Origin of the sequence: Vibrio lamellibrachiae (assembly GCF_050337265.1) — a bacterium.
Taxonomy (GTDB): domain Bacteria; phylum Pseudomonadota; class Gammaproteobacteria; order Enterobacterales; family Vibrionaceae; genus Vibrio; species Vibrio kyushuensis.
Window position 1 is genome coordinate 285,947 of sequence record NZ_JAKJSU010000007.1, and the last position, 23,088, is coordinate 309,034.

Sequence of the window (23,088 nt, forward strand, 5' to 3'; positions counted from 1 at the left end):
CCTTTTTGTTCTATTTTCTCAACGCGTTATACTTGCTCAGCCTAGTTCTTTTACGAAGTTCTGGCCTGAGTAAGTAATTCAGATAGCGCTTTTTGCGACTGTACGATCAACTCTTGTAACTGGCTCGCTTCTTGGTTATAGGCCTGAAGTGGTTGTTGATGTTTTTCTATCTCCAAACAGACTTGATACAGCCTATTCAGACCTAAACTCGCTGCTGAACCTTTCAATTTATGTACCGTTGCTTTTACATCGGGATCACTTTTCTCATTCACCGCTTTTTCTAAACTCGCTAAGGCTTCATCACAGCCTTTTTCAAACAGCGTTGTAATATGAGTGACGGTGTCCAAGCCTAAAACCTGAATATCGCCAAGCAATACCGCATTATCGATCAAATCCAGATCATCCATAAGCACTTCCGAATCTTCCGGCGTAAGATTTTGTTGTGCCATTTTTTTCTGAGTAAGTGCCGATTCAGCCGAGAGATTACGGCGATCCACACCATCTAGGTGCTTTGTTAACGAAGCAAGCATCGTATTCAATTCGTCTCGATTCAGAGGTTTAGGTAAGTAACCATCAAAACCAGCAGCTAAGTATTTCTCAACTTCTTCACTAAATACATGAGCCGAGACAGCAATCATTGGAATGTCACTGTTTTGAACTTTAAACTCAGCCAAAAGATCAAGCCCTGAGCAATCTGGTAGGTTTATATCTAGTAAAACGGTATCAAAGCCTGCCGTACGCTGCCCATTACTGGTCTGTTCACGAATGCCTTCGCCATGATTTGCATAAAATTGTTCTCTTGCTTCTTTGCCAGACTGGGCAACACTGACGCAATGACCTAGGCTTGTTAAAAACCCTTCCGCGACTAGGCAGTTCACTGGATTGTCTTCGACCAACAGAACATCTAATGAGAGCGAGTGAAGATCCGAAGAATGAAGAGAAGTAGCCTTTGAGGTGGTGATGTCACTTATAGAAGTCAAAGGCTCAGCGCCATCGTTGCTTATTTTATCCAATGGGATCGTAAACTGAAAGCAGCTTCCTCTTCCTACATCAGAATCCACATTTAACTTCCCTCCCATAGCTTCAACAATGCGCAGACTAATAGCCAATCCAAGGCCAGTGCCTCCATGAGATGAGTTTAGTTTGGAAGCCTGAGTAAATGCATCAAACAGAGTACTTTGTTCTTGTTTTGAAATACCAATACCAGAATCTGATACTTCAAATACAAGATTAGCGCTTTGTGTATCTTCTGATTCAATATGAACGTAGATATCTATATGACCTGACTGCGTGAATTTAATCGCATTACCGACTAGGTTATTCAGCACTTGGCTTATTCGTGTTTTATCCCCTAACCAAAGCTTATCTACATCGCTTTCGATGCATTGATTAAATTCGACGCTTTTTTCTTTGCTCCGTGCAAAAAACAGTTGATACGTATCATCTACTAAGTGGTGCAAATCAAACGGTGCAGGCCGAATTTCTAAATGCCCAGCTTCAATTTTTGAGTAGTCGAGAATATCGTTAAGAATTGCCAGTAAGGTTTTACCACTTCGATTAATCACATCGACATAGTTATTTTGCTGTTGATTGAGTTGGGTATCTTGTAAAAGTTGTACCGTACCTAGCACCCCATTCATTGGCGTTCGGATCTCGTGGCTCATGGTTGCCAAAAATGCAGACTTAGCTCGATTAGCATGCTCTGCCGACTCTCTTGCTTCAGCGTGATTTGTAACTTCAACATTTAGCTTGTCATTGGCTTCCTGAAGCTGCGAAGTTCGCTCGGTAACAACCTCTTCCAAATGCTCTTTATGTTCTTGTAGGGCACGCCTTGCCAGTGACTCTCTTTCGGCTACGGTTTTCAAAGACTGTGCGGTATCACGTGCTGTGACTATCGCTCTCCCCATCTCTGCCAGTTCATCATTACCTTTTACTGAAACATCAACATTGAGTTGCCCTTTTGCTATCGACAACAGCGCATTCGAGTATTCATCTAAGCGCCGAACAACCTGAATGTAGACCACTCGCCAAACAATAATGACAACAATAACAAAGCCTATCACGGCCAGCAGGGTAAGCGTCCATTGCGCGGTGTTCAATGTTGCTTTTACGTTTTCAACCGCCCGTTGCGTTGACGCATTCGAATCATCAACTAACTGGTTAACCGTGGTATTCAGTGCTGCCATTTGCAACATGTTCTCTTGCATTAAATTCTGAAGAGATCGCTGATTTTGATAGCGCTGATGTAGCCGCTCGAAAATGCCACTTTTGTCGTCTAACCCTTGCAGTAATATTTCCATCTGTTTTGATCGAGTTGGATCTTCGACTGCTTTGGCACGTCTAAGCATGATGGCTACATTTTTCGAAAATTCACTGCGTATCACTTCAATGCGCGAGATATCGGTTATCGTTTGTATCTCTTCAATCTGATTGAGTACTTTGTACGCCAGTAAATGAAATTCATGGAGTCGCTCTGAAAGATCCAGATCCACTTCGACCAGATCATCTAGCGCGTGATAGACATTTTCGACCTGATTTTTATCCAGTAAGTCATAAATGTGGGTAATATTTGCGACAGCAACGGTACTGGTATTCAGTACCTGTGTGCGAGCCAATTGTTCAAGTTCTGTCGCTAGCTTACGCATTAGAATGACTTGTTTATCAATATCAGACGCATACTGAAGCTTTTGCTCAACCACAATGCCAAGTTTTGCTAAGGTGTCGATGATTACCTGTACATCTTGTTCAAGTGTGTCAAGTAAACGCGGCTCGAATGTATCAGAGCCAAGCTGCGTAATATGAAACAGTAACGTCTCCAACTGATTGAAAAGAATTTGACCCGCCTGCTTATGCTCTTGTTTAGATTGAGCACTAGAGAGCATTTGAACAGAAGTGATAATCCGAGCGCTTAGCTCTGATACCTTACGAGCTTCAATCATCGATGGAATACTTCGATTCACCACGTTGCGTTCTGTTTTGGCAACAAATGAGAAGCCAAAGACACCAACCAATGCCGATAGCAAAACAATCAGAGCCATCGCAGAAAAGGCAATGAGCAACTTGCGTCCAATACTCGCTTTAGCCAACAACATGGTAAACTTCGCTTCTTAAGTTTTTAATAATCAGCTATATTTTGCAGTGTTTATGATGAAGATGCCAACGAATAACTTTATGCATGCACCACAGTTTTTAACTAACAGACCTATCGCGTTCCAAAATAGTGCTATGCAATATCGCTTGTGCCTTCTGCTGCCATTTATACTATCGATTTGGGCGGCTACGTTTTCAGTCTCAGCAAACAATATCGAAGCTAACAATATCAATGCTAATAGTATCGAAGCTAAAAACATCGAAGAAAGCAGCTTACCGACTCGTTCCCACAATATTTGTGCAGTATACCCTCACCTAAAAGACTCTTACTGGCTCTCGGTTAATTACGGCATGGTTGAAGAAGCGACAAAACTTGGTGTTAATTTAAAAGTTTTTGAAGCTGGTGGTTACCCAAATCAAGTAAAGCAGAAACAGCAACTCAAAGCATGTGTTGAGTGGGGCGCTGATGCAATCATTTTGGGGACCGTTGCCCCAAACATCTATTATAACGACTTAAAACAGATCACTGACAACACACCCATTTTCGCCACTGTAAACCACCTCTCGGTCAGTAAAAACAATCAAAATGTACTAAAAGGAACTGTTGGCGTTGATTGGTATTGGATGGGCTATTTAACCGGGGAGTATCTTGCAAACAAACACCCTAGTAACTCCGGTTCGGTAAACGTTGCCCTACTCCCCGGCCCTTCTTCTAGTGGCGGAACGAAGCCTGTTATTAAAGGTTTTTATGACGCAATAAATGATAGCGACATTAAGATAATTAAAACTTCATGGGCAGACAACGACAAGGAGTTACAGCGTAACTTAGTGCAAGAACTCATTGAGGGATACAACGTTGAATACATCGTTGGTAGTGCTGTAGCGATTGAAGCTGCTATAAGCGAAGTAAGAACTTTAAAGCAAACAGCGCCAATAAAATTGATTTCAACCTATTTAAGTCATGGGGTTTACCGAGGCATTGTACGTAACCGAGTTGAGTTTGCACCAACTGATCAAATGGTTAAACAAGGTCGACTGTCACTTTTGCAGGCTTACCACTATTTATCGGGCCAAGCCTACGAGGCTATTCAAGAGCCAAAAATTCAAATCATTACAAATTTTGATACCCAACAAGATATTATCGAAGATTCGCTTTCTCCATCTGGTTACAGGCCTACTTTTTCAGTCGGCAGTATTGATTAACAACTGATTTTTCATAATGATAGAGATAATAATTAATAAGGAACTCTCCATGGAAAAAACAACTCGCACCATGCCAGCGCATAAGAACGTTGCTTTGGTTGCTCATGACCATTACAAACCTGAGCTATTGCGCTGGGTTCAAGAAAACAAAGAAAAACTACAAGGTCATTTTCTGTACGCCACAGGCACAACAGGTCATATGCTTAGCAAAGAGACAGGACTAGCAATTAAGAGTTTGATCAGTGGCCCTATGGGTGGCGATCAACAATTAGGTGCGCTTATTTCGGAAGGTAAGATTGATATGATGATCTTCTTCTGGGACCCACTTAATGCAGTTCCACATGACCCAGATGTTAAAGCACTGCTGCGAATCGCCAGCGTGTGGAATATTCCTGTTGCAACTAACCGTGCTACGGCAAATTTCATCATTGAATCTCCACTGCTTGAGAAAGAGATCGATATCGAGATTCCAGACTATGCCGCTTACCTAGCAAATAGAACTTAAAAGACGCGATGTATCGAGCGCGACATCGTGGGTCAAACCTCCATGCTGTTTGAGCATCAAGCTGTCAGGGCATCTATACAATAACGCTTCATACTCAAACAGAGATGAAGCGTTATTTTATTCTAGCAGCAGATGCATCGTGATAAGATTTTCGCGAATAGCCTTTGGCTTGGCCTATTTCTTTTTGACCACTGGATAATCAGAGCCAGTAAGTTCCTGTACAAAGCTAGAACCATTTCCTGAATGACAAATCCACACTTTCTCTTTCGCTCTCGTCATTGCAACATAGAATAAACGCCTCTCTTCTGCATATGGAAAATCATCGTCTGATTGTGTTAGCGCACTGTTTAAATGTAAGGCTTTCACTTTCGCCGGAAATTGCCCTTCGTCTACAGAGAGAATGAAAACAAAATCAGCTTCCTTACCTTTACTGGCATGACAGGTCATAAACACCAGATCGAGCGAAGTGAACTGTTTTTTCCAATCCGCTAAAAGTTCAGGTTTGTGGTAATGATTTCTCCCTAGCAGTAATACCGATTTTTTACTTTTTGCGTTGTTATTTAACTGATCAAGTGTTTTCTCTATTCGGCTCATTGATGCAAGATACACCGACTTTTGTTTAATCTCTTTATGACTATTAAGTTCTTTATTCAGCTGAGTAGGATTTTGCTGAACAAATCGATTTGCAACCGCCCCTATCTGGTTATTAAAACGATAAGTTGTATCCAAATGGTGCACAGTCGAGTGTGGGAAACGGGCTTCAAAGCCTGTCGTCAAATCAACATCTGATCCTGCAAATTGATAAATAGATTGCCAGTCATCGCCCACAGCGAACAACACGCACGGACTTTCACTCCGAGTTTGGTTACACAGTGCTTCAACCAGTGCTAAGCGATCCGGCGAGATGTCTTGATACTCATCAATCATGATGTATCGCCAACTACCTTTAAATTTGTTCTTTTCAACATATTTAGTGGCACTACGAATCATCATATTGAAATCAATTTGCTTCTGCTCTTTAAGCATCTGCTGCCAAGCTTGATAACAAGGCCACACCAAGCCAAGCTCACTATTAAGGCGTGCGTATTCTCGGTGAGATATTAACTTTTCTTGAATCTGTTTTTTGGTTAACCCAGTAGAGGACAATTGTGTTAACTGCTTCTCTAGCCACGCGATCAACTTCGGATTTTCAACGTGGCTGCCTAATTCATCATCCCCAGCTAGATAAGCAATTGGCCACTTAGAAAGGTGTTTTTGCCAACGTTTGAAATTCGTTGGTGTCATCCAGTGCTTTTTCAACCAATCAATACACCACGCTTTACGAAGGTTATCGTCGATAGCAATTGGCGATAGCTCGACTCGCTGGTCTTCTACGCTATTGATGATGTGTAAACCAAGCTGGTGGAATGTATTCACTTTGACACTATCTGCAGGTAAACCTACTTTTTGAGAAAGCCTTTCATTCATCTCAGTTGCTGCTTCTTTGCCAAAAGCGAGGAGCAATAACTCTTCAGGCTGCGCCGCATGGCTTTGTAGTAAATAGGCAACTCGTGCGGTCAATACACTGGTTTTCCCTGACCCTGCCCCCGCGAGTATCAAGTTATGATCATCATTAATTAATACGGCTTGTTGCTGTGACAAATTGAGCGGCGACGACTCTAGTTGGTTAAACAGTACTTGCCAATTTAAACGCTCAGTTTCGAGCCACTGTTTGTTTCGTAATAACAACGACTCTTCAGCGTCAATCAGCCAAGGCTCTAAAGCCTTTACACGGCTAGGCATTCGTTGCGCCGCTTCTTCTAGCGTCATTTCTATATCAGAAAAATCATTTAACACTTGATTCGACCAAGTTGCTACTTGAGAGTGAGTCAAAAAAGCGGGAAGCTTGGTTAAATGAGTAAGAGTTTGCTCCCATTTAGGTAAATAACAGTTCAATTGTTCACATTGAGTATTATGCCAGCGTTGATAGCTCGCAATAGCAAAACGAACGAACTCTCGACAACGCTCCCACGGTAATCCCTGTACCAACCAAGAACGCTGCTCACCCGCTTCTTCGTGAGCAAAAAATTGAATACTTCCCCAAAACAACCCACGCTTCAGCGTCACCGTACCGTTCCAAACATGAAAAGGAATGTGTTCTTCCGTCGACTGCGAAGACAAGATCAGAACTGCTGATTGAAGTTCAGCTTGATGATACTCAGTTTGAATTAAATACTGGGCGGTTTTGTTAGCGGTTAACTGCATTGAAAATAGGTCCACAATTGCTGTTGAATGAGTATATTACAGCCATTTAGCTATGTGATAAAATAATGTCAAATCTTGAGGGTTTATCGCTAGTATTTTATAAGTCGCTTCATTGAACGACCAATACTTTTAGTTAGATGTCATAAGGTTAGCGCCTTGTTATGAAAACCTGATACACTACATTTTTCTTCTGTAAGCTTGTTATCGTGCCATTTAGCAATCAAATCCGCCTTTATTGGGCAAATAAAACCTTCAACTATAGCGTATTGATTTTAGTCACTCTGCTTGGTGTTGTTGTACCAGCTTGGTATTACCAACTTAACTCGCTCATCATACCGCTTATTCTTGGTGTAATTGCAGCAGCGCTTGCAGAAAATGATAACTCCTTCACTGGTCGTCTTAAGTCTTCTCTATTAACGTTATGTTGCTTTGCTTTCGCTGCAACATCCATAGAGCTCTTATTTCTCCACCCTGCTATTTTTGCCATCGGCCTCGCTTTATCGACTTTTGGTTTCATCATGCTAGGTGCCATTGGCCCTAGGTATGCAAGTATAGCGTTTGGTTCGTTGCTCATTGCTATATATGCGATGCTAGGCGCACACAATAGTACTAACATTTGGTTCCAGCCGTTGCTGCTCATTACTGGTGCGGCGTGGTATTACGTCATGTCGATGATTTGGCACATTGTTTGGCCGATGCAACCCGTACAACAAAATCTAGCCAATGTTTTTTTACAACTAGCAAACTATTTTGAGTCTAAAAGTAATCTGTTTCATCCCGTTTCGAATCTCATTCCACAGCCCCATCGTATTGCAGAAGCAAAATTAAACGCCATAACGGTAACAGCGCTAAATCAGTGTAAGAGCTCCTTATTAACGCGTTCGAAACGTGGGCGAGTCGATAGTCGCAACAGCAAATTTATGAATATTTACTTTCTCGCACAAGATATTCACGAACGGGTCAGCTCCAGCCATTATCGATACCAAGAACTCGCGCAGGACTTTCAGCGCTCAGACGTTATGTTCCGTTTTAAGTACGTTCTTGAAGCGCAAGCTAAAGCCTGCCGAGAAATCGCTCAATCTATTCGCTTAGGAACGCCGTATCAGCACTCGTCAGAATCAATGACGGCAATTAATGAGTTGCAAGCATCGTTAGCATTTCTCCAGCAGAGTGAACAACCCAAATGGCGGATCTCGCTTGCTCAATTAGGCTACCTTTTTAATAATCTAACTACGGTAGAAAAGCAGTTGCATCACGTGGGCTCCCCTGAGGTTAACCCACTTGAAGAGAGCGACCTATTCGACACCGATGCCCACACACTAAAAACCATGTGGCTTCGAATTAAAAGTAACTTCAATAAAGACTCTCTACTGTTTAAACATGCTGTTCGGCTCTCTATTGCACTAACGGTGGGCTACGGCATTATCCAACTGTTTGACTTAGATCGCGGCTACTGGATATTGCTCACCACACTGTTTGTGTGCCAGCCAAACTATGCTGCAACAAAACAAAAACTAACTGCACGCGTTATTGGGACGATAGCTGGGTTGTTAATTGGTGCTCCGTTGTTGATGCTTTTCCCATCTCAGGAAAGTCAATTGGCCTTAATCATAGTAACAGGTGTCATGTTTTTTGCTTTCCGTATGAACAATTACAGTTTCGCAACTGGATTTATAACGTTACTCGTTCTGTTTTGTTTTAATCAGTTAGGTGAAGGTTACGCTGTCTTACTGCCCCGTTTAACCGATACTTTGGTGGGTTGTACACTTGCCGTTGCGGCTGTCATGTTTATTTTTCCGGACTGGCAGTCAAAACGATTACACAAGGTTATCGCTCATGCGGTTGAGTCTAATAATTTGTACTTGGGACAGATCATCGCTCAATACAGAGTCGGTAAAAAAGACACTCTAAATTATCGTGTTGCTCGTCGAAACGCTCACAATAACGATGCAGATTTGACTCATGCCATAAGTGCTATGTTAGCTGAGCCAGGTAAATATCAAACAGCCGTTGATGAAAGCTTTCGTTTCCTAACATTAAATCATGCGCTGCTTAGTTATATCTCAGCGCTAGGCGCTCATAGAACACGTATTGAAGATACAACAATTCACCAGTTAATTCTTGATACACACAATGTGGTTCACAAGCACCTTAATATGATTCAACAACAAATGTTAAACCAATGCGATAGCTGTGATACCGCATTAATTGATGAGTTAGATTTAACACGTCGTTTAAATGAATGGCGTGAAGATGATGAAAAGTCTGCTCGCATGGTGTTGCAACAACTTTATCTCATTTACCGCATGTTACCTGAACTCCACTCTTTGGCTACAAAGCTTGCAGTTAGAGGAAAAAAACCATAATTTTTTTCGATTATAATCCTTATCAAACAAACAGTTGACCAGAATAACACCAGAGACTTACATAACATTTACGTTATTCGGACAATTCAAGTATCGCTTCGCTTATTATTTGCTCTATCATTTTTATAATTCAGTCAGGATGATTTTGAATTGAGTTGCCAAGGTAGTGGCAAGCAGCCTGTAATAAGGGGAGCCAACATGACACAACTACAATTTGAACAGTTGAAAAGCCAAATTCAACTACTCACTCCTCAGCAATTAAAAGCTCTACAAGGTGAAATTCATACTAATCTCAGCCCAACTCAGGCAGAGCTAATCACTGACGAAGAGCTTAATCTTATTTCCAGCCTGTTTGCATAATCACCTCACTAATCGCCTGACCGATTCACTATCCTTTAGATAACTGCAATGCCATTCGTTAGCACAACTTGCGGAAATTACAAATGGGTCTTAAGCTTTTAATAGCAGAGGGTGCCCTATGTCAGTATCGAGTATTCAGTCTGGATATCAAATCATCGAGCAGTCATCGAGAATGGCAGAAGAAGCTGCGCATGAAATTCAAGTACAGCCACAGCCTCCGATGGCTCCCGTTGAAATTAAAAATGATTTTGAGTTCAATAAAGTAAAGTTTGAACCCCCAGAAGAAACGTCATTTTCATACACAGACCCCCTAATAAAACTCAATCAAGCGCATCAATACAACAATATCGGTACAAACATGCTACAAAGAGATCAAGATATGATAGGTACATTGTTAGATATTCATATTTAATTACTACTTTTTGCCCCTAACCGTATATCAGACGTTGAGTTTATTCACTTTCGCAGTAGAATCTCATCAAAATAATAGATTCGACTTACTATGCCTAAATTAAATTTACATCGACGCGATTACGTCTCCATTCTCAATGGAGATGCCGATTCTCTTAAGTTAGAGCAAACATTTAAGCCTAATCTCACCAAGTCCTCGCTTCGCCTTACTCCTAGCCCATATTTGACTGACCGAAATTTAGACAAACGTTGGCAGAAACTAAGCTCAATGACGGATCAAGCACAACTTCTCGACCCGTCAACGCTTAGCCAAAAATCGGCATATGAAAAAAACATCGAGCACTTTATTGGGACAGTCAAAGTCCCTGTTGGTATCGCTGGTCCTCTGAGAGTTAATGGACTTTTCGCTAAAAATGATTACTTAGTCCCACTCGCTACAACAGAAGCTGCGCTCGTTGCCTCTTATAATCGCGGTTCTCAGCTCATCACTGCCGCTGGTGGCGCAAGTGCCATGCTGTTAAACGAAGGTGTAACTCGAACGCCAGGCTTTGCGTTTTACAGCTTAAAAGAAGCGGGGGAATTTGTAGGTTGGATTGTCACCCAATACGACCGATTTAAAGAGATTGCTCAAGCAACTACTTCTCATGGAAAACTCACAGACATCAACGTCAACATTGAAGGCAATCACGTTTATCTGGTGTTTGAATTTTTAACTGGCGATGCGTCTGGGCAAAACATGGTAACCATTGCCACCAATGCAGTATTTGAATACATACTGTCGACAACTCCAGTAGATCCTGAATATGCCTTTCTTGATGGCAATCTCTCTGGTGATAAAAAGCCAAATGCTCACTCTCTTCGCAGTGTTCGCGGTAAAAAAGTCACCGCTGAAGTTCATTTATCGAAAGAGTTGATTGCTAAGTATTTACATACAACACCAGAAAAGATGATGCAATTTGGCCAGATGACTACCGTTGGTGGGGCATTAAGTGGCACCATTGGAATTAATGCGCATTATGCGAATGCATTGGCAGCGCTATACATCGCTTGTGGACAAGATGCAGCGTGTGTTGGTGAATCGGCTGTTGGCATGACAAGAATGGAAGTAAACAAGCATGGCGGACTGTATGCGAGCGTTACACTGCCGAACATTATGGTTGGTACTGTCGGTGGTGGAACTGGCCTACCAAGTCAAAAAGCTTGTTTAGACATTCTAGGACTACACGGCAGTGGTAAATCACAAGCTTTGGCTGAAGTCGCAGCTGTACTTTGCTTAGCTGGCGAACTATCTATTGTAGGTGCATTTTGCGCAGGACACTTCTCAAGAGCTCACCATAAACTCGCTCGGTAGATACGCACCTAACGAAAAGCTAACTCATTTATACTCTTTATCAATAGCGATACATAAGAAATATACAATCTGTTAGCTTCTTCTCGATTCTGAATCACATTTGAACAAATTTCCTCCACCTTCGATGAGGCGGTGTATAATTTAACTATTGAATTATCACTAATATTCTCATATGACGCCAAATTCAAACCCAATTGCCGACCTTTATCCCCTACTTGTGCCTGGGCTAAAGTTCTCTGCTTCAATCGAGTTTGGACCAAATGACAGCTTTTCCTTTCCAACTCACATAATTGGCCATAAGGCTGATGGTTACATTATTATAGATCTACCAACCAAGGCAAAAGAAGCGTTGTTAATGCGGAAAACTGACAATGTTACTATTATCGTTCGTGGCATTTGCAATACGAAACTTGGGCATGTCATCGCGTTTAAAAGTCGAATAATCAGTAAAATATCTCGCCCCGTTAGTATTATGTTCCTCAGGCTACCTAAGCATTTTATTTCAAAGCCAGCACGAACACATGAACGTTTTTCTTTCGATATTCCAGCCACCATCACTGAAAAAACTAAAACCTATCACGCTCATTTAATTGATATTTCCATATCAGGTTGCGCACTATTCATAGTTGGTGAAAACGAACTCACTCTAAGTAGCGTTATTGATGTTAAATCTGAAGTGACAGAGTTAATTAAAGAAAGCATTAAGTACAACATCGCCAATATTCAGAAACAAAAGGATGGGCATAAAATCGGCATTCGATTTAATCATTCTATCGAAATGGGTGAAGAAATTAAGAATAAAGTGTTGGAATTAGCAGTTCAATCATCATCTCTATAAACACTCATCTTTTAAATACTCAAACGCTTGATATAGCTCATTTTCTTTAATCGGCTTTATAATTATGTAGTTTGCACCCGCACTCATAAAATCTTCTTTAGTCCCCAGATGCCCATCAGCGGTACAAGCAAAAATAGGGACTTGGCTGTTAAGCTCTTGTCTTATTATTCGAGTCGCGTCTACCCCATCCACCTTTGGAAGTTGATTATCCATAAGAATAAGGTCAAACGAGTGATGTTTGACTTTATCAATCGCCTCTTGCCCATCTTTCACCCAAGTAATATTCATTCCATATTTTTCACAAAAAGCGCGCGCAATAAATGCGTTGGTATGGTTGTCTTCAACTAAAAGAACATTGAGCGGTGAATCAAAAAGAGTCTCCGGTGAAATGATGGTAGGAGCAAGTTCTTCTACTGTTCCACACTCAATGCATCGAACTGGCAAATCGACAGTAAATGAAGTCCCGACGCCGAACTCGCTCTTGATCTGATATTCTCCACCAAGTAACTCCACTAGGTTTTTAATTATGGTTAAACCTAATCCACTGCCACCATATTCTCTTGCAGTTGACTCACTAGCCTGTACAAACGGCTCAAAGATTCGATCTATATACGACTCTTCAATACCTATCCCAGTATCAGAGACTGCTATATGTAACACAGACTCACCGCCCCTATTACTATGAGTGAATGAAATTTTTACGAATCCGCTGTGTGTGAATTTAACGGCATTGCTAGTCAAGTTAAACAAGATTTGAGTAAGTCTGACTTTGTCCGTTGAAATAACAGTCTCTTCAGTAAAGTCGGTTTCCATAATAAATTCGACATCTTTCTCATGGCATAAAGGCGAGAAAATTTTGTCGACGGCCTGATACGTCTCGATAGGGTTAAACTGAGATAGTTGTATTGAATACTTCCCTTGCTCTAGTTTCGAGAAGTCTAATATGTCATTAAGAACGGCAAGAAGATGCTCGCCACTATTGCAAAGTACATTCACGTTTTCGAGCATCACAGAGTCAATAGACGAGTCTCGAAGCAGTTGTGATACCCCTAAAATTCCATTCAATGGTGTTCTTAATTCATGACTCATTTTGGCTAAGAAATCGGCTCGGACCCTAGCAAGTTCTTCCGCTTCAATACGAGCTAATTCGCTCTGTTTTTCTGCTTCAATTAAACTTGTTATATCTTGGCTTTGAGCGATTACCTGTTGAACCTCATTATCAAATATTACTGGAGATAGATTCCAGCGAAAGACTTGATTTCCGATAGGAATATTAACGCCCGTTAGCGTTGCACCTTGAGCAGCCATTTTTATTTGAGGCCGAAGATTATCCAACAGCTGTTGATAGGTATCATCTTGATCTTTGTAAATACTAAAGTGTTTTTCAGCAGCCGGGTTAACCTTACTTACTCGACCATCAATATTCCAAAATAAAATAGGCGACAGTGAAAAGTTAAACAAATCTTCAAACTGCTTCTCTTGCTCTGTTAATCGTTTAAATGCATCTTCGAGGGTGTGTCCAATTTGATCGAACTCTTTGATAGGGCTACCAGAAAACTTATTTACATTACGCAGGGCAACCGCTTCTGAAGTATATTGCGTTAACATATCTAGCTCAACTGACACTCGCTTATTTAGCCAATACCATGTAATTCCGCCGAGTATGAGCATAAATAGTAATAATACTCCGCCCAAAAAATTGTAATGCTGAATAAACTCCGCTGAAGACAGGTTTTTTTGTACCGTATAAATAACTATTGAGGTTGCACTCCCACTTACCTTTAGTGGCGTTTCAATCACAATATATTTACTAGAATTTGCTAACCCATCGAAATAGGTTAATACATCCTTTTCCTTATACGACGAATTTATGTTACCAATGGTTGATGCTATGACATCTTCATCAATAACCATTAATGCGTTATCTGAATTACTGTCTGATTTTAAGGCATCCATTAACGAATAGTTCTGATTGAGAACGACACCTATGTGGTACATCGCCAGTACTTCCCCCGTTCTTGAGTCCACTATCGGGGTACGTCTGATAAGTAAAAACTTAGCACCTAATAACGAAGAGGTTTTTACTAAATGCCAGTTATTGCTTCTAGTAAGGTCTTGGCTAAACTTGATGATTGAGCTCTCTTCAATACCAAAAAATGTATAGCTTTCATCACCCCAGAATATTGCGTCGTCGGTAATGATGTAGCGAAAATCAGGTGTTAACTGCGGGTTTAACTCATCAACATTTGCGAAAAACTGATCTAGCAGCTCGACATAACCCGTTTTTAATGCATGAACTAACGTATCATTTCTACTGTAACTATCTTGCTGACTTCTTAATGAGGTGAGCTCTAAGTTAAAAAGAACCTGCACTAAACTGTTGGTTTGAAGCCTTGTCCTTTCAATTTCATTATCAACAGCTCTAGATGTGGCTTGGAAGTTTTGAAATAAAACAAATAGCGTCACCACAACCATTACGGTGAAAACCGTTCGTGTTATTAATGTGGCTAATTTTATTGTTTTGTTAGCCAAAAATTGTTGATAGATCATTATTGGTCTGAATACCTGAAGGCGTAGCGCTTAAGCTCTTCAATTCTTTCACCGACATCTTTCGTTGTCACAAGCTCGAACTCTCCCGAATATAATAACGGAACCTCCCTCCCCTCTAAATCCAATTTAATCGATTCCGCCATTGCAATACCAGTATCGTCATTCATTCGCATTACGGTTACGTCTAAGTCTCCTGACTCAATCGCCTCTAGTTCTGCGCTTCCGCCACCCCAGCCATTTAAGATAATATCTTTACGATCACGATCCCTTAGCGCCTCTGATGCACCCAAAGCAACGTCTGTCGAGCAGGCATAGATAAAGGAGATATCACTCTGATTTTCAATCGCTCTCAATGCAGCTTGATAACCCGACTCCCTGTTCGCTTTAGTATAAAATGAAGACGATAACGTATAATCCCCTTGATAGTTCATACCCGCAATGAAAGTATCTCCTCTTGCGTCACTAATGTAGCCTTTTGAGTAGTAGAGCATTGAATAAGCGCTACCTTTTGGAACACTCTCCTTAAAATAATGTTCCAATATTTGTGCTCCCATTGCGTGATCAAACCCTACATACATAAACGGTTGACGATCATCCCACGCTCTTACTGGCGTGGTAATATTCTGTAGAATTAATTTGGTATCAGTTGAGCCTAGAACATGTTCAATGAACTTTCGGTGCCGAGCGGTGTATAAGGTAAAAACCAGGTAATCCGACTTATTTTTTAGCGCTCTCATTAAGGATTGATTCTGCTGACGGGTATCGCTATTTATTCTGGTAGTCACCTGATTTAATTCATAATCGATACCCAGTTTATCCATTCTTACTTCAAAGGCCTTAATATTCCTGACCCAATAGTCGGAGATCTGATCGCCAGGAGAGACAATTGAGATGGTAACAGGTCTATTCTGCTTAATGCTAATTGGTCTGGGGTCATCACGCACGATTTGTGTAAACCGATCGGTAAGCACGGATTGGTCAGGGTGAGCTTTTAAAAACTCATTATATCCCCAGTAGTCTGATAGCTCCTGCGTAGAGTGAGCATTAAGTACTGCTGAAGGTAAGCAAAAAGAGATAATAATGAATTTTAAGAAATACTTCATACGGGTATTTGTAAGCATAGTTTCCATATTTGGACGGCTACTATAGGCGCTCCCGTCACGAAAGGTAAGAGCGCCAATGTAATTTATTTCATTTATTCTTTAATTAACAACTTTATGTAACGAAATTAGAAGGTAAACGCCAGATTAGCAGACAGACCATATTGATTATCACCTGCATAATTACCCGCAAAATCAAGACTAACTAGATCACCAGGGCTAATACCAATACCGGCTGTTACTGAGTCATCAAGCGTATCTTCAAGATCCATTTGATAACCAGCGCGAAGCTGCGCCCAACCAAATGCATTCCCTTCAACACCAAAACGTAAGAATTGAGTATCATCATCATAACCACTGAATCTTGACTGTTCGGTTAAGTCCCAATCCATTGTCGCTATAAAGTAATCCATAGTGTATGCACCCGATACCGTTACTTGAGTATCAAGCTTATATTGAGTCGCCTCATTGTTGATAACAACAGTATCGATGGTTTGAGAAAATAGGTCTTTCACCGCTATTGCCGCTCTAAATTGTTGATACAGCCATACTGCTCCTAGGTCTATATTAAAAGACGTTTTTGATGTTTCACTCTGGTCATAATCGCTAATATCAAAATCTTCTACACTTAGAATTTGCTTATATGTAGTCATATCTTGAAACTTTGGTGTAATACCTAAAGCGATATCTTGTCCTTGAAACGAGAAACGTTTTGCTAATGCCACGCCGATTTCACTGTAGCCAAAAGCAACCATATCAACTTCTGATGTTTCATATCGATCTGCCGTATCTGTTGAATCTGCTACAGATGTGATATCTGGTAACGCTAATACTTCAGCATAGCCACGCATAAATATATTCATCGATAAAAGATTTAGAGGGATGGCTACTGCTGCCCCTGCGCCACCACTGGCTACTACTGGTTTGTTTGACTCTAAAGTATCTAAGTAAGCATTTAATTCAGCTTCAATGGCTGGATCAATATTGTTTTCATCATAATTATTGATTGTATCTTGGAGGTCATCGATTGTATCAATTGTATTATCCGTATCTCTAACATTGGCTCCTAAGCCTGGAAAAAGCACTCCGAATCTATCACCGTCACGATGGACAGCAACAAGTGCCGGGTTATGAAATGGTGCTAAAAGGTAATCAGCTGTACTAACACCCGTATTTCCCATACCATTACTTCGAGCATCTGCAACCGATGTAGCCGCAAGAGCGTGTGTTGTTACAATAGATAAGCCGAACACCACTGATAGTTTTATTAGTTGTTTCATTTCCTTACCAACCTTTTTTATGTTCCCATAATAAGGTTAATACATGATTACAATTTCCACAGAGTTTTTACATTTAGGCTATTTCAATGACTTGCTCTAATGCGACTAAACCAGAAACCAAGGACTCTTTCTTAGATTTGGGTAATCGTTTAATACGATATTCAATTTGAGAGGCTTTACTGCGATTAATACCCGCTTTTTCGTACCAAACTAAGGCTAACGGGGACTTTCCTTTTAAAGCTTTCGCTCCTTTACCTTCACAGTGCTCTTGAAAGCGGCGGTCGACATCTGTAGTGATACCACAGTAAAGAGAGTTGTTGGGAGTTCTAACTAAGTAAACGTACCAGTTAGAACTCTCCTTTTCATTTGAGCTTAGCTCACTACCTTGAGTCATTAACTTGTTAAGCTATCAATTAACTCTTTAAGTTCAGCCAATTCTAGCTTCTGGTTCGCCAATTCATTCTTCAGCTCAGAAACTTCTGCTTCTAATTGATCTATACGCGAGTTACCTGCCACAGGTATTGTTGTTGGTGCTGCCGCAACTAACGCTTCAATATCGACTTCCCCACTAAATAGATGCTGATAACGAGATTCACGTTTTCCGGCTTCTCTAGGTAGCTTAACAACTAAAGCGCCCGCTTCACGATGGCTCATTGCATCCAAAATGGCTTCTACTTCTTTTACATCCGTGAACTGGCACAAACGATTGGTTCTCGTTCTTAGCTCACCGGGTGTTTGAGCACCACGAAGAAGCAAGCAGCAGACTATGCCGCGTTCTTGGTCGGTAAACTTTAAGTCACCAAATTCTGTGTTACAAAAACGATGAATGTATTTCTTAGTTCGGCTATTAAAGGCACTTTCATCATTAACCAGTCGTTTAGAGATTAACGCTTCTAGCGTGTCTTGTACTTCTGCATCACTTATCGCTAACACAGGATCGCGATTACTTTTTTGGTTACAGGCGGTCGTTAAACTATTTAGCGTCAGTGGGTAGTAATCAGGCGTTGTGACTTCTTTCTCAATGAGACAGCCAATAATTCGCGCTTCGATTGGGCTTAGTTCGATCGTCATTTTTATTATCCTTTTCGCTATAACTCATGCTTACTTATCTAAACGAAGATAAGAAAGTCTACACCACTAGTGCTCTGACATTAGCGGTACAATTCTCATATTGCCATTTTCATCAACCATAAAAATGCGTGAGCGATTTAGCTCTACTTCCGTCATTTCAAGCTTATCGCGTTCAGATTGATAAGCACTACGCAGTTTATACGAAAGTGCTTGTGCACCCTCAACATCAGACTCAAAGCGGTCGAGTTCTAATTTAGTTGGCTCTTCACCTGTATGAACTTGCAATTCAACTGGCACTATTATTTCTGAGCTGTTCATGTCGTCAATATTCTCTTCATAATTCACGTCATAATATAGCGACTCAGGCCAATAAAACAATGCACTCTAGAGTGGTTGGTGAATAAATGGGCAAGATCTTGTTCGTATTGATCTAAAGACTGTTATGTCTTTCAGTGTTGTGCTTTAATCGGGGCAGTTAACGTTAATTGTTGGGAAAAGGAACCTATGAGTAGTGTATTAGAAATCGTAAGCCAAGCACGTCGTAAGAACAAATTAAAGCGTGAACTTTTAGACAACGAAAAAAAGGTTCGTGATAACCGTAAGCGTGTCGATCTGCTAGAGAACTTACTAGATTACGTTCATTCAGGTATGAGCCACGATGAGATTGTCTCTATCGTTAAAAACATGAAAGCAGACTATGAAGATCGTGTTGATGATCACATCATCAAAAGTGCAGAAATTTCAAAAGCACGTCGTGATATCAGTCGCCGCATTCGCGATCTTACTGAAGAAGACAAGCAAACGAATCAAGCTAAAAAATAAGCTCTGTTAAAGTTGCCCTGCCAGGTAGGGTTTAATCTTTATTCGTTATAGACGATAAAAATCCGAGTCACTTCTGACTCGGATTTTTTGTTTTTATACGGCTTCAATGGCAAATTGATTACAGCATTTCTTTGGCAATCAAATGCAACAAGAACGTTTCACGCTCAATACTCATGCCTTTCTTCTCGCTTTCAGCCATGGTTTTTTCATTATGTGTGATCGCATCATGAATATTAAGCCACACGGCTTTCATACCATTTTTGATTTCGTAATCTTCGTAATTCGTATCGCCAAGATTTCGGTCAATTTTACAAGTATAGCAGTACGAAATCATATGCATGACATCAGCATCATCTTTATACCAAGGACGAAACTCTTCAACGATACCAAACGGTTTAATACTGTGAATATTCTGTGCGCCCGTCTCTTCTTCGAGCTCACGCACCATACCTGCAATAACATCCTCACCTTCATCAAGGCCACCACCGGGAATGGTGTAGTCATGATACCTTTCAGTGTAAAGAAGCAGTATATCCTCACCATCTATTACAATCGCTCTTGCCGCGTTACGCTTATAGATAGTTTGTTCATCCAAGTGCTCTATGCTCGGGTGAACCATGGTTGTAAGATGTCTCATATGGAATGGTCTTAAAGTATAATTTGGTGAATGCTACCACACTGCATGGATGACTACGATTTTGAGCTTGCATATATCTACAGCAGTACAAAATAAAACGCCTTAATCAACAATAGATCAAGGCGTTAATAATATATATTTGACTACAATTAACCAACCGTCAGTAACGGGTACCCAAATAGCCACCCTACCGAATCTGCTATGAATACCGAACCAAGAATAACGAGTAAAGTTACAATTGCAGGTTTTCCCCAACGTTTCATAACCGATGATATCGATCCAAATACTAATTCTGTCTTATTCGGTGCAATTATACGGATGAGTAGCATAGTGAAGAATACTGTTACAAATGCAATATTGTAGACAAGTAAAGCAGCCATTGAAGCGACTAAATTTAAGTCAGCTCTGAGGATTTGTTCAATACCACCGAAGTATGGGATAGCCCCGGGAACACCAACTATTGTTAAAGTGATGCCTAGTGTAAAAGCACTAATAGGCGTAAAGGCAGCCTCTGATTTATTGCTAGATTCTTCAGTTACCTCTATTTTTGGTAGTTTATATTGCTTCCAAGCATAGAGCAGTACGCAAATACCAACTAAAGTCTGAAATACAAGTTCTAATGTTTTTGGTTCATCCCACCATCGTGAAAAACTCGGGCCTATAACTTCGAATACATAATCGAACCCAAACAACAATAGTATTCCAGAGAAAAAATAGACTACGAATATACCAAGAATAAAACCCAGGGCCCCAGATATGTACTGTTTCCCACCAAGAATAGCAGCCATAGGAATAAGAGCTAGTGGTATCATTGATGTACTATCGAGCAAAGCTATAGTTATAAGAATAACAAACAAGCTAATCATTTACTAAAAACCTTCTACAAACCATGCGGATTGAAGACCGCGTATAAATACAAGACAATCAACACTAGCTTATTGGGGGCCAATTACAAGTATAGACCTCACCAATAAGTGTAAAAATCTTCTACTGATTTACATAACAAAGATTATAACTAAATGACTCACAAGCTATCGACTAACTCTATATTTCTAATTTTTTGATCAAGTATAAACAGCGTCTCTGTAGCTTGCATGTACTGAGGGTAAAGCTCAAACTGCTGACGCTTCTCTTCGGTCATTTGATACAACTCTTCTAGTAGCATTAACTTCCAATATAGAGGGCTAGTATGCAGCATCGCTAGCAAAGGTTTAAACACCACCTTTTCATACGCCAGGAACAGGTTCTCAAGAAGCTCATTACGCTCACCTTCACTTTTTATCGACGCTTTAAGTGCTGTTTGTGCATGAATGTAATTCTGATTCGTAGCTAATATATCCATCACAGACTGATTGGTCTTAGCTAGATCGATTAACGCGACATTAATTGCATCAAACCAACTCTCTTTGGTTAATTCCGCTTCATCCATATTCTGAAAATCTTCGCGGATCTTTCTTTCTACCGCTTTTTGAGCCGACATTACAACTGAACGCACTTTTTGAAAAGGCAGCTGAAACTCTTTACTTTTTTCGATGATCAGCGTGTGGAAACCACCACCTGGAAGGTGAATGTTACTCTTAAACGTCGCTTTAGCATGTTCTTGTTGTGGCGTAAGTTCGCTCATTTAAACTGTGGTCCTTAATTTGGCTTTCTATGCCTGTATTGGTTCCATTTTAATGGATGTTATTGTCGGAATCCATAACGTATATGACATTATGAAATGAGGGATAACTGATCATGGTTTCAGTGTGTTATGCTCTTGTTACCTGCCGTAACCTTATATTTTCATGCACCCATCACAATTACTATTAGACATATCGACTCATGCATTACTGCATCTTGAATTTAAAAAGCTAGAACGTCACTTAAACATTGCTGAAAAAAACCAAATACTGGTCCAATTTATAAAGCCAATAGTAAAGAGTGCTCGTTTTCGCACGGTGAAAAAAACAACAAAACAATGGCTATTAGCTGGTCGTCAATTAAAAGCCGACTTCGAAGTCTTCTTAACTAGAGAGCACTCACAGCTTCTAGAAACATGTTCAACAGACTTGTATCAGTTTATCAGTTTAGTGATGAACATTGAGTCACAGCTCAAAACCAAGGTTCAATACTCTTTAGCGAAAGATATCGACTTAGATGCACGTTTTGGGCAGGTATTGGTTTGTGTTGTCGATGAAAGTCTTGATTCAAGCTTTGATGAAGATGGCCTAATGACCCAATCAACACAACTGCTGTTCGTAGGTAATGCGGATTTTAAAGAGCAGTTTTCTAACGCTGTTGAACAAGATAGCCATTTTCAGGCGATTGTCGCTTATGAAGACGATTGTCACTTACGTATTGAGTTAATGAGATTCTAATAAAAAGCCATGCTATTGATGCTTGGCTACAATTGTTTGGTCATTAAACTCAGCAGTTGAAGCTTAGCTCTTAATTTTAATTGTTCATTCTTTTAATTAATGTTTAATTTAGTACTAGCTATCTTCAAAACTTGGAGTATAGTGCAGCCTTGGCTCTTACCTAAGAGTTGTTAATGTTACATTTAGTCCAAGTTCCCTCATAGACAGTTCTCGATATTCTCGTACAACATCTCTGCGTCAGCTTTACCTCAATCGTTCATTCAATAGCTTTTAATCAGACCAAATAAATTACCCTTCACAAAATAGTCATATTTATATGCTAAATCTAAGGGTACAAATTAATTATTAAAAGGTACAACACTATGTCTCGCAGAACGAGCCGCCAAATCCATTGGTACAAATTAACAAACAAGAAAAACACGATTCAATCAAAAGGAAATAAATGTTCAAAATAGAAATAAACTTATACAACGAAGACCTATCTTGGGTCGCAGAGATACACCAGCTCAACAGCGATATTTTATTTCGCCATATACTGCCAAAGCTCAAGAACCTCAGCAGCCCCATAAACTTCCAATTTGATGAAGTTTCACAAACCGGTAACGTCACATCGGTTTCAGGCGCCAGATTAGGAAATTTCACAATCCTATAAATCTGAATAAGCGATTGCTGCTGTAGTAAGAAAGAACGTAATAAGTAAAAACCATTATCATAAAGTAAAAAAGCCGCACAAATGAAAAATCATCTAGTCGCATGTATTTCAAGTTTAACAATCGCACACTAGATTATATTTCCGCTGTCTATTTTCAATTCCTCTCAAAATAGCAGCCTGCGGCTCAATATCTCACCACTCCAGCCTCAATCGTCACATTTCCTCATATTTAGTTCTAGCCATACCGC

General features: G+C 40.4%; 20 protein-coding genes. 9 read left to right on the forward strand and 11 right to left on the reverse strand.

Annotation, left to right across the window (positions count from 1 at the left end; all coding sequences use genetic code 11):
* Positions 1-50: 50 nt before the first annotated feature.
* Positions 51-3,092: a TMAO reductase system sensor histidine kinase/response regulator TorS gene (torS, locus tag L4C54_RS12580; RefSeq protein WP_428808463.1), complete on the reverse strand. Its 3,042-nt coding sequence runs from the start codon at positions 3,090-3,092 to the stop codon at positions 51-53.
* 133 nt (positions 3,093-3,225) lie between these two features.
* On the opposite strand from torS, the gene torT reads away from it, so the two are divergent.
* Entirely contained in the window at positions 3,226-4,293 is a 1,068-nt protein-coding gene (gene torT, locus L4C54_RS12585) for a TMAO reductase system periplasmic protein TorT (protein WP_428808580.1), read from the forward strand.
* A 49-nt stretch (positions 4,294-4,342) separates the two neighbouring features.
* A complete protein-coding gene (locus L4C54_RS12590) occupies positions 4,343-4,798 on the forward strand; it encodes a methylglyoxal synthase (RefSeq protein ID WP_428800460.1) in 456 nt (151 codons plus the stop codon).
* Positions 4,799-4,972: 174 nt separating this feature from the next.
* Here L4C54_RS12590 and helD read toward each other — a convergent pair whose 3' ends face one another.
* Positions 4,973-7,042 carry a DNA helicase IV gene (helD, locus tag L4C54_RS12595; protein ID WP_428808464.1) on the reverse strand — a complete coding sequence of 690 codons (2,070 nt, stop codon included), beginning with the start codon at positions 7,040-7,042 and terminating at the stop codon, positions 4,973-4,975.
* A 206-nt stretch (positions 7,043-7,248) separates the two neighbouring features.
* On the opposite strand from helD, the gene yccS reads away from it, so the two are divergent.
* The 5 genes from yccS (at position 7,249) to L4C54_RS12620 (ending at position 12,368) form a co-directional block, all read left to right on the forward strand.
* A complete protein-coding gene (yccS, locus tag L4C54_RS12600; RefSeq protein WP_428808465.1) occupies positions 7,249-9,408 on the forward strand; it encodes a YccS family putative transporter in 2,160 nt (719 codons plus the stop codon).
* 198 nt (positions 9,409-9,606) lie between these two features.
* On the forward strand, positions 9,607-9,768 hold the full coding sequence (locus L4C54_RS12605) for a hypothetical protein (protein ID WP_428800463.1): 162 nt from the start codon (positions 9,607-9,609) through the stop codon (positions 9,766-9,768).
* Positions 9,769-9,886: 118 nt separating this feature from the next.
* Positions 9,887-10,180, forward strand: a complete 294-nt coding sequence (locus L4C54_RS12610) for a hypothetical protein (protein ID WP_428808466.1) — start codon at positions 9,887-9,889, stop codon at positions 10,178-10,180.
* Positions 10,181-10,270: 90 nt separating this feature from the next.
* Complete coding sequence (locus L4C54_RS12615; protein ID WP_428808467.1) at positions 10,271-11,530, forward strand: hydroxymethylglutaryl-CoA reductase; 1,260 nt, start codon at positions 10,271-10,273, stop codon at positions 11,528-11,530.
* A gap of 172 nt (positions 11,531-11,702) precedes the next feature.
* Positions 11,703-12,368 (forward strand): PilZ domain-containing protein, encoded by a 666-nt coding sequence (locus L4C54_RS12620; protein WP_428800466.1) that lies wholly within the window; start codon positions 11,703-11,705, stop codon positions 12,366-12,368.
* Here L4C54_RS12620 and luxQ read toward each other — a convergent pair.
* The 6 genes from luxQ to L4C54_RS12650 all read right to left on the reverse strand — a co-directional run bounded on the left by luxQ (position 12,363) and on the right by L4C54_RS12650 (position 18,687).
* A complete protein-coding gene (gene luxQ, locus L4C54_RS12625; protein WP_428808468.1) occupies positions 12,363-14,918 on the reverse strand; it encodes a quorum-sensing autoinducer 2 sensor kinase/phosphatase LuxQ in 2,556 nt (851 codons plus the stop codon). The genes L4C54_RS12620 and luxQ overlap by 6 nt on opposite strands.
* Positions 14,918-16,021, reverse strand: coding sequence for a substrate-binding domain-containing protein (locus tag L4C54_RS12630; protein WP_428808581.1), 1,104 nt, complete (start codon positions 16,019-16,021; stop codon positions 14,918-14,920). Before L4C54_RS12630 ends, luxQ begins: the two co-directional genes overlap by 1 nt.
* A gap of 125 nt (positions 16,022-16,146) precedes the next feature.
* Positions 16,147-17,298: a conjugal transfer protein TraF gene (locus L4C54_RS12635; protein ID WP_428808469.1), complete on the reverse strand. Its 1,152-nt coding sequence runs from the start codon at positions 17,296-17,298 to the stop codon at positions 16,147-16,149.
* Positions 17,299-17,371: 73 nt separating this feature from the next.
* Entirely contained in the window at positions 17,372-17,692 is a 321-nt protein-coding gene (locus L4C54_RS12640; protein WP_428808470.1) for a GIY-YIG nuclease family protein, read from the reverse strand.
* Positions 17,692-18,369 (reverse strand): YceH family protein, encoded by a 678-nt coding sequence (locus L4C54_RS12645; protein ID WP_428808471.1) that lies wholly within the window; start codon positions 18,367-18,369, stop codon positions 17,692-17,694. Before L4C54_RS12645 ends, L4C54_RS12640 begins: the two co-directional genes overlap by 1 nt.
* 66 nt (positions 18,370-18,435) lie before the next feature.
* Entirely contained in the window at positions 18,436-18,687 is a 252-nt protein-coding gene (locus L4C54_RS12650; RefSeq protein ID WP_428808472.1) for a hypothetical protein, read from the reverse strand.
* Between the two features lie 186 nt (positions 18,688-18,873).
* Between L4C54_RS12650 and L4C54_RS12655 the strand changes: the two genes are divergently transcribed.
* On the forward strand, positions 18,874-19,191 hold the full coding sequence (locus L4C54_RS12655; RefSeq protein ID WP_428808473.1) for a DUF496 family protein: 318 nt from the start codon (positions 18,874-18,876) through the stop codon (positions 19,189-19,191).
* A gap of 118 nt (positions 19,192-19,309) precedes the next feature.
* Here the strand turns inward: L4C54_RS12655 and L4C54_RS12660 are convergent, their stop codons facing one another.
* The 3 genes from L4C54_RS12660 to L4C54_RS12670 form a co-directional block, all read right to left on the reverse strand.
* Complete coding sequence (locus L4C54_RS12660; RefSeq protein WP_428808474.1) at positions 19,310-19,828, reverse strand: NUDIX hydrolase; 519 nt, start codon at positions 19,826-19,828, stop codon at positions 19,310-19,312.
* A gap of 149 nt (positions 19,829-19,977) precedes the next feature.
* Entirely contained in the window at positions 19,978-20,694 is a 717-nt protein-coding gene (locus L4C54_RS12665) for a GAP family protein (RefSeq protein WP_428808475.1), read from the reverse strand.
* Positions 20,695-20,852: 158 nt separating this feature from the next.
* Complete coding sequence (locus tag L4C54_RS12670) at positions 20,853-21,452, reverse strand: hypothetical protein (RefSeq protein WP_428808476.1); 600 nt, start codon at positions 21,450-21,452, stop codon at positions 20,853-20,855.
* Between the two features lie 163 nt (positions 21,453-21,615).
* On the opposite strand from L4C54_RS12670, the gene L4C54_RS12675 reads away from it, so the two are divergent.
* On the forward strand, positions 21,616-22,188 hold the full coding sequence (locus tag L4C54_RS12675) for a DUF2913 family protein (RefSeq protein WP_428808477.1): 573 nt from the start codon (positions 21,616-21,618) through the stop codon (positions 22,186-22,188).
* The last annotated feature ends 900 nt before the right edge of the window (positions 22,189-23,088 follow it).

What these genes read in the sequence shown, in the direction of transcription:
- torS (WP_428808463.1), bottom strand. Translation starts at nt 3,092, where the DNA reads ATGTTGTTGGCTAAAGCGAGTATTGGACGCAAGTTGCTCATTGCCTTT.
- torT (WP_428808580.1), top strand. Translation starts at nt 3,226, where the DNA reads ATGCAATATCGCTTGTGCCTTCTGCTGCCATTTATACTATCGATTTGG.
- L4C54_RS12590 (WP_428800460.1), top strand. Translation starts at nt 4,343, where the DNA reads ATGGAAAAAACAACTCGCACCATGCCAGCGCATAAGAACGTTGCTTTG.
- helD (WP_428808464.1), bottom strand. Translation starts at nt 7,042, where the DNA reads ATGCAGTTAACCGCTAACAAAACCGCCCAGTATTTAATTCAAACTGAG.
- L4C54_RS12605 (WP_428800463.1), top strand. Translation starts at nt 9,607, where the DNA reads ATGACACAACTACAATTTGAACAGTTGAAAAGCCAAATTCAACTACTC.
- L4C54_RS12610 (WP_428808466.1), top strand. Translation starts at nt 9,887, where the DNA reads ATGTCAGTATCGAGTATTCAGTCTGGATATCAAATCATCGAGCAGTCA.
- L4C54_RS12615 (WP_428808467.1), top strand. Translation starts at nt 10,271, where the DNA reads ATGCCTAAATTAAATTTACATCGACGCGATTACGTCTCCATTCTCAAT.
- L4C54_RS12620 (WP_428800466.1), top strand. Translation starts at nt 11,703, where the DNA reads ATGACGCCAAATTCAAACCCAATTGCCGACCTTTATCCCCTACTTGTG.
- luxQ (WP_428808468.1), bottom strand. Translation starts at nt 14,918, where the DNA reads ATGATCTATCAACAATTTTTGGCTAACAAAACAATAAAATTAGCCACA.
- L4C54_RS12630 (WP_428808581.1), bottom strand. Translation starts at nt 16,021, where the DNA reads ATGAAGTATTTCTTAAAATTCATTATTATCTCTTTTTGCTTACCTTCA.
- L4C54_RS12635 (WP_428808469.1), bottom strand. Translation starts at nt 17,298, where the DNA reads ATGAAACAACTAATAAAACTATCAGTGGTGTTCGGCTTATCTATTGTA.
- L4C54_RS12640 (WP_428808470.1), bottom strand. Translation starts at nt 17,692, where the DNA reads ATGACTCAAGGTAGTGAGCTAAGCTCAAATGAAAAGGAGAGTTCTAAC.
- L4C54_RS12645 (WP_428808471.1), bottom strand. Translation starts at nt 18,369, where the DNA reads ATGACGATCGAACTAAGCCCAATCGAAGCGCGAATTATTGGCTGTCTC.
- L4C54_RS12650 (WP_428808472.1), bottom strand. Translation starts at nt 18,687, where the DNA reads ATGAACAGCTCAGAAATAATAGTGCCAGTTGAATTGCAAGTTCATACA.
- L4C54_RS12655 (WP_428808473.1), top strand. Translation starts at nt 18,874, where the DNA reads ATGAGTAGTGTATTAGAAATCGTAAGCCAAGCACGTCGTAAGAACAAA.
- L4C54_RS12660 (WP_428808474.1), bottom strand. Translation starts at nt 19,828, where the DNA reads ATGAGACATCTTACAACCATGGTTCACCCGAGCATAGAGCACTTGGAT.
- L4C54_RS12665 (WP_428808475.1), bottom strand. Translation starts at nt 20,694, where the DNA reads ATGATTAGCTTGTTTGTTATTCTTATAACTATAGCTTTGCTCGATAGT.
- L4C54_RS12670 (WP_428808476.1), bottom strand. Translation starts at nt 21,452, where the DNA reads ATGAGCGAACTTACGCCACAACAAGAACATGCTAAAGCGACGTTTAAG.
- L4C54_RS12675 (WP_428808477.1), top strand. Translation starts at nt 21,616, where the DNA reads ATGCACCCATCACAATTACTATTAGACATATCGACTCATGCATTACTG.